Source organism: Streptomyces sp. WELS2 (assembly GCF_013870595.1).
GTDB lineage: Bacteria > Actinomycetota > Actinomycetes > Streptomycetales > Streptomycetaceae > Streptomyces.
The window spans coordinates 1-5,968 of record NZ_JACBWZ010000365.1 but is presented as its reverse complement, the minus strand read 5'-3'; the positions used below and the strand labels follow the sequence as shown (position 1 = coordinate 5,968).

At 71.6% G+C, this 5,968-nt stretch carries 4 protein-coding genes, 1 tRNA gene and 2 pseudogenes; 3 read left to right on the top strand and 4 right to left on the bottom strand.

Features of this window, described 5'->3' with window-relative positions:
• Together H5J33_RS20580 and H5J33_RS20575 are read right to left on the bottom strand one after the other, a co-directional pair.
• Positions 1–969 (bottom strand): adenosine deaminase (locus H5J33_RS20580; protein WP_181796397.1); only part of this gene is annotated, 969 nt, incomplete at its 3' end.
• A gap of 127 nt (positions 970–1,096) precedes the next feature.
• Positions 1,097–2,323, bottom strand: a complete 1,227-nt coding sequence (locus tag H5J33_RS20575) for a pyridoxal phosphate-dependent aminotransferase (protein ID WP_181796396.1) — start codon at positions 2,321–2,323, stop codon at positions 1,097–1,099.
• A 261-nt stretch (positions 2,324–2,584) separates the two neighbouring features.
• Here H5J33_RS20575 and H5J33_RS20570 point away from each other — a divergent pair.
• From H5J33_RS20570 to nusG, 3 genes and pseudogenes are all read left to right on the top strand, one after another.
• Positions 2,585–2,657 (top strand) — tRNA-Trp (locus tag H5J33_RS20570).
• Between the two features lie 104 nt (positions 2,658–2,761).
• Positions 2,762–3,046: a preprotein translocase subunit SecE gene (gene secE / locus H5J33_RS20565; protein WP_030601348.1), complete on the top strand. Its 285-nt coding sequence runs from the start codon at positions 2,762–2,764 to the stop codon at positions 3,044–3,046.
• 80 nt (positions 3,047–3,126) lie between these two features.
• Positions 3,127–3,981, top strand: a pseudogene (gene nusG, locus H5J33_RS20560) (transcription termination/antitermination protein NusG); the annotation flags it as partial.
• On the opposite strand, the pseudogene H5J33_RS20555 reads toward nusG, so the two are convergent.
• Together H5J33_RS20555 and H5J33_RS20550 are read right to left on the bottom strand one after the other, a co-directional pair.
• Positions 3,979–5,115, bottom strand: a pseudogene (locus tag H5J33_RS20555) (glycosyltransferase family 4 protein); the annotation flags it as partial. The pseudogenes nusG and H5J33_RS20555 overlap by 3 nt on opposite strands.
• The coding region (locus H5J33_RS20550; protein WP_181796395.1) for a phosphatidylinositol mannoside acyltransferase at positions 5,112–5,968 on the bottom strand (857 nt) is incomplete at its 5' end. The gene H5J33_RS20550 and the pseudogene H5J33_RS20555, both read right to left, overlap by 4 nt.

Here is a 5,968-nt window from a genome sequence, read left to right as displayed (position 1 = left end):
CGAGCCCCGCACCGACTGCCGGGCCAGCTCGGCCAGCTCCGCGTCCGAGAAGCCGTGGGCGTGCCGGGCGATCTCGTACTGCGCGGTCAGCCGCGAGCCGAACAGCAGCGGGTCGTCCGCGCCCAGCGCCATCGGCACGCCCGCCTCGAAGAAGGTGCGCAGCGGGACGTCCTGCGGCTTCTCGTACACGCCGAGCGCCACGTTCGAGGCCGGGCACACCTCGCAGGTCACGCCCCGGTCGGCCAGCCGCTTCAGCAGCCGCGGGTCCTCCGCGGCCCGCACCCCGTGCCCGATCCGCGAGGCGTACAGGTCGTCCAGGCAGTCCCGGACCGACGCCGGGCCGGCCAGCTCGCCGCCGTGCGGGGCCGACAGCAGGCCCGCCTCGCGGGCGATGTGGAAGGCCCGGTCGAAGTCCCGCGCCAGGCCCCGCCGCTCGTCGTTGGAGAGCCCGAAGCCGACCACGCCCCGGTCCGCGTAGCGCACCGCCAGCCGGGCCAGCGTGCGCGCGTCCAGCGGGTGCTTCATGCGGTTGGCGGCGACCAGGACGCGCATGCCGAGACCGGTCTCCCGGGAGGTCGTGTCGACCGCGTCCAGGATGACCTCCAGCGCCGGGATCAGACCGCCCAGCCGGGGCGCGTACGACGTCGGGTCCACCTGGATCTCCAGCCAGCCCGAGCCGTCGTTCAGGTCCTCCTCGGCGGCCTCCCGGACCAGGCGCTGGATGTCCTCCGGGGTGCGCAGGCAGGAGCGGGCGGCGTCGTACAGCCGCTGGAAACGGAACCAGCCCCGCTCGTCCGTGGCGCGCAGCCGGGGCGGCTCCCCGCTGACGAGGGCGTCCCTCAGCGTGTCGGGCAGCCGTACGCCGTACCTGTCGGCCAGCTCCAGCACGGTCCCTGGTCGCATCGACCCGGTGAAGTGCAGGTGCAGATGGGCTTTCGGCAGCTCAGAGAGATCACGTACACGCTCCATTCCCAGATCCTGCCGTACGTCACCGCCTTCCCGGTAGCCGTTTCACCGTAGGTGGACCGCCCGTACACAAGAACGGGCCGTCTCCCCGGGGGGGAGACGGCCCGCACGCGCGCGTGGCGGCCGGGAACTAGTCCCGCGCCTCCGCCAGCAGCTTCTGGATGCGGCTCACGCCCTCGGCGAGGTCCTCGTCGCCGAGCGCGTACGACAGCCGCAGGTAGCCCGGCGTGCCGAACGCCTCGCCCGGGACGACCGCGACCTCGGCCTCCTCCAGGATCAGCGCGGCCAGCTCGACGGTGTCCTGCGGGCGCTTGCCGCGGATCTCCTTGCCGAGCAGCGCCTTGACCGAGGGGTAGGCGTAGAACGCGCCCTCGGGCTCCGGGCAGACCACGCCGTCGATCTCGTTGAGCATCCGCACGATGGTCCTGCGGCGCCGGTCGAACGCCTCGCGCATCTCCGCCACGGCCTCCAGACCGCCCGAGACGGCGGCCAGGGCGGCCGCCTGGGCCACGTTGGAGACGTTGGAGGTGGCGTGCGACTGGAGGTTCGTCGCGGCCTTGACGACGTCCTTCGGGCCGATGACCCAGCCCACGCGCCAGCCGGTCATGGCGTACGTCTTCGCCACGCCGTTGACCACGACGCACTTGTCGCGCAGCTCGGGCAGGAGCGCCGGCAGGGACACCGCGGCGGCGTCGCCGTAGACCAGGTGCTCGTAGATCTCGTCGGTGAGCACCCACAGGCCGTGCTCGAGGGCCCAGCGGCCGATCGCCTCGGTCTCGGCCTCGGAGTACACCGCGCCGGTCGGGTTGGACGGGGAGACGAAGAGGACGACCTTCGTGCGCTCCGTGCGCGCCGCCTCCAGCTGCTCCACCGAGACCCGGTAGCCGGTGGTCTCGTCCGCGACGACCTCCACCGGGACACCGCCGGCCAGGCGGATGGACTCGGGGTACGTCGTCCAGTACGGCGCCGGGACGATGACCTCGTCGCCCGGGTCGAGGATCGCGGCGAAGGCCTCGTAGATGGCCTGCTTGCCGCCGTTGGTGACCAGGATCTGGGAGACGTCGGGCTCCCAGCCGGAGTCGCGCAGCGTCTTGGCGGCGATCGCGGCCTTCAGCTCGGGCAGGCCGCCGGCCGGGGTGTAGCGGTGGAACCTGGGGTTCTTGCAGGCCTCGACGGCCGCCTCGACGATGTAGTCCGGGGTCGGGAAGTCGGGCTCACCGGCGCCGAAGCCGATCACCGGACGCCCGGCGGCCTTCAGGGCCTTCGCCTTGGCGTCCACGGCGAGGGTGGCGGACTCGGAGATCGCACCGACTCGGGCGGAGACCCGGCGCTCGGTGGGAGGGATTGCAGCGCTCATGCGGCCCATCGTTCCAGACCGGAAACGACCCCGGCACACGGGTTTCACAGACTGGGCAGTCGGCGGCCGAGGGGTGAACAGGGGTCCGAATCCGGCCCCCGGCCAGGACGATCTCCGTTTCCGTGATCCCGACGAGCACTTTCTGTTCGACGCCGGGCCCCGGACCACGTACACTCTCACCTCGTTGGCCTCTCGACGGCCGCCGCCGAGCCGGTGCACATCGGGCACCCGGTCGGATGCGGTACGTTGGGGGACACACAAAGGGTCGTAGCTCAATTGGTAGAGCACCGGTCTCCAAAACCGGCGGTTGGGGGTTCAAGTCCCTCCGGCCCTGCTACACACACCGCCAGGATGTGTGCGCGTACGTACAGCAATGCACCGCCGTGCGGCTCAGAAACCGGGCGCGGCACGGCCACGACCCGGGATCAGGTGAGGACTATGACGGACGCCGTAGGCTCCATCGACACGCCTGACGCCCAGGACGAGGTGCCCGAGTCCAAGAAGGCCCGCAAGGGCGGAAAGCGCGCCAAGAAGGGCCCGCTGAAGCGCCTCGCCACCTTCTACCGCCAGATCATCGCGGAGCTCCGCAAGGTCGTCTGGCCGACGCGCAACCAGCTGACTTCGTACACCACCGTGGTGATCTTCTTCGTCGTCATCATGATCGCTCTGGTGACCGTGATTGACTATGGGCTCGACCACGCGGCCAAGTACGTCTTCGGCTGAGCCAAAAGCGAAGGGCGCCGTGGTACCGGCGCCCCTTTTCGCATGTTCCACCCCTATGTATCCAGGAAGAAGCAGCCATCGTGTCTGACCCGAACCTGAACGACGACGCCACTGAGCCCCGCGGGCAGGCTGCCGAGACGGTGGACGACGAGCTCGACATCGTCGAGGGCGCGGACGACCAGGACGAGTTCGAGGCTGCCGAGGCCGAGGCGGGGGAGCCGGCCGAGGAGGCCGCCGTGCACGCCGAGGACGCCGAGGACGAGGACGGCTCCGAGGGCGAGGACGACGAGGCCGCCGAGGAAGCAGTCGCGGAGGCCGCCGAGGCCGAGCCCGCCGCCCCGGTCGACCCGGTCGAGGCCCTGCGCGAGGAACTGCGCACCCTGCCCGGCGAGTGGTACGTCATCCACACCTACGCCGGTTACGAGAACCGCGTGAAGACCAACCTGGAGCAGCGCGCCGTCTCGCTGAACGTCGAGGACTACATCTTCCAGGCCGAGGTGCCGCAGGAAGAGGTCGTCCAGATCAAGAACGGCGACCGCAAGACGATCAAGCAGAACAAGCTGCCGGGTTACGTCCTGGTCCGCATGGACCTGACCAACGAGTCCTGGGGCGTCGTCCGCAACACCCCGGGCGTCACCGGCTTCGTCGGCAACGCCTACGACCCCTACCCGCTGACCCTGGACGAGATCGTCAAGATGCTCGCCCCGGAGGCCGAGGAGAAGGCCGCCCGCGAGGCCGCCGAGGCCGAGGGCAAGCCCGCCCCGCAGCGCAAGGTCGAGGTCCAGGTGCTGGACTTCGAGGTCGGCGACTCGGTCACCGTCACCGACGGCCCGTTCGCCACGCTCCAGGCGACCATCAACGAGATCAACCCCGACTCCAAGAAGGTCAAGGGCCTGGTCGAGATCTTCGGCCGGGAGACCCCGGTCGAGCTGTCGCAGGCCCGTCGCGCGGTCGTCCGTGGCGACCGCCGCCGCGCCCGCCGTCACCGTCTCGTAGACGGACAGGATGTCCGCGCCGACCGTCGACCAGTCGAAGCGCCGTACGTGGGCGCTGCCCCGCGCGCGCAGCTCGGCCAGGCGGGCCGGGTCGCCGAGCAGGCGTACGGCGGCCTCGGCCAGCGCGTCGGCGTCCTCGTTGGCGAACACCTCGCCGGCCTCGCCCTGGTCGAGGACCTGCACGAACGCGTCCAGGTCGGAGGCGAGCACGGGCGCGCCCGCCGACATCGCCTCGACCAGGATGATGCCGAAGCTCTCCCCGCCGGTGTTGGGCGCCGCGTACAGGTCGACGCTGCGCAGCAGGCGGGCCTTGTCCTCGTCGCTGATCATGCCGAGGAACTCCACGCGCGGGCGCAGTTCCCCGGGCAGGCCGGCGACGGCCGCCTCCTCGTCGCCCCGGCCGGCCACCAGCAGCCGGGTCTCCGGGCGGGCCGCCAGGATCCTCGGCAGCGCCTTCATCAGCACCGGCAGCCCCTTGCGCGGCTCGTCGATCCGGCCGATGAACCCGATGGTGCCGCCCTGCCACTCGGGCCGGGGCTCGGCCTTGGCGAAGAAGTCCACGTCGACGCCGTTGGGGATGACCACCGCGTCCCCGCCGAGGTGCTCGACCAGCGTGCGCCGGGCGTACTCGCTGACCGCGATCCGCGCGCTGATCTTCTCCAGCGCGGCCTGGAGGATCGCGTAGGCGGCGATCATCGCGCGCGAGCGCGGGTTGGAGGTGTGGAAGGTGGCCACGATCGGGCCGGACGCCGCCCAGCAGGTCAGCAGGCCCAGCGAGGGCGAGGTCGGCTCGTGGATGTGCACCACGTCGAAGGCGCCCTCGTGCAGCCAGCGCCGGACCCGCGCGGCCGACAGGAAGCCGAAGTTCAGCCGGGCCACCGAGCCGTTGTACGGCACCGGGACCGCGCGGCCGGCGGAGACGACGTACGGCGGCAGCGGGGTGTCGTCGTCGGCCGGGGCGAGCACGGAGACATGGTGGCCGAGGCGGAGGAAGTACTCGGCGAGGTCACGGACGTGGAACTGGACGCCACCGGGCACGTCCCAGGAGTACGGGCAGACGATCCCGATTCTCACGAGGATCCCTTCGCGGGGTCGAGGTCGGCGAGCCACAGGCGCTGGAGCATGTGCCAGTCCTCCGGATGCTCGGCGATCCCGGTGGCGAAGGCGTCGGCCAGCGCCTGTGTCATGACAGACGTCCTCTCCGCGCGCGTACCTGACCCGGGTACCTCGATCGGGGGATGAACCCGGCCCTGCATGACGGGCGAGTCGTCGTACCAGAGGGTGACGGGCAGCAGCAGCGCGCCCGTCTGCTGGGCGAGCAGGGCCGGACCGGCCGGCATGCGGGCCCGTTCCCCGAAGAAGTCGACCTCGACGCCGGAGGCGGACAGGTCGCGGTCGGCGACCAGGCAGACCAGGCCGCCGTCGCGCAGCCGCCGGGCCAGGGTGCCGAAGGCCGCGCCGCCGCTGTGCGGCAGCACCTCCATGCCCAGCCCCTCGCGGTAGGCCACGAACCGGTCGTAGAGCGACTCCGGCTTCAGGCGCTCGGCGACCGTGGTGAACGGCGTCTCCAGCTTGGTGGTGACCCACGCCCCGGCCAGGTCCCAGTTGGCCAGGTGGGGCAGGGCGAGGACCACGCCCCGGCCGGAGTCCAGCCCCTCGGTCAGATGGTGCAGGCCCTTGGGGTCGAAGCCCGACTTCACCCGCTCGGCGCTCCAGGCCGGCAGCCGGAAGGACTCCATCCAGTACCGCAGGTACGAGCGCATGCCCGCGCGCGACAGCTCCGCAAGCCGCTCCGGGGACGTCCCGGGCACCACGCGCGCGTAGTTCGCCTCCAGGCGCCGTACGCCCTTGCCGCGCCGCTTCCAGGCGGTGTCGGCGATGGTCCGGCCGAGGCGCACGGCGACCGGCTCGGGGAGCTTCTTGACGG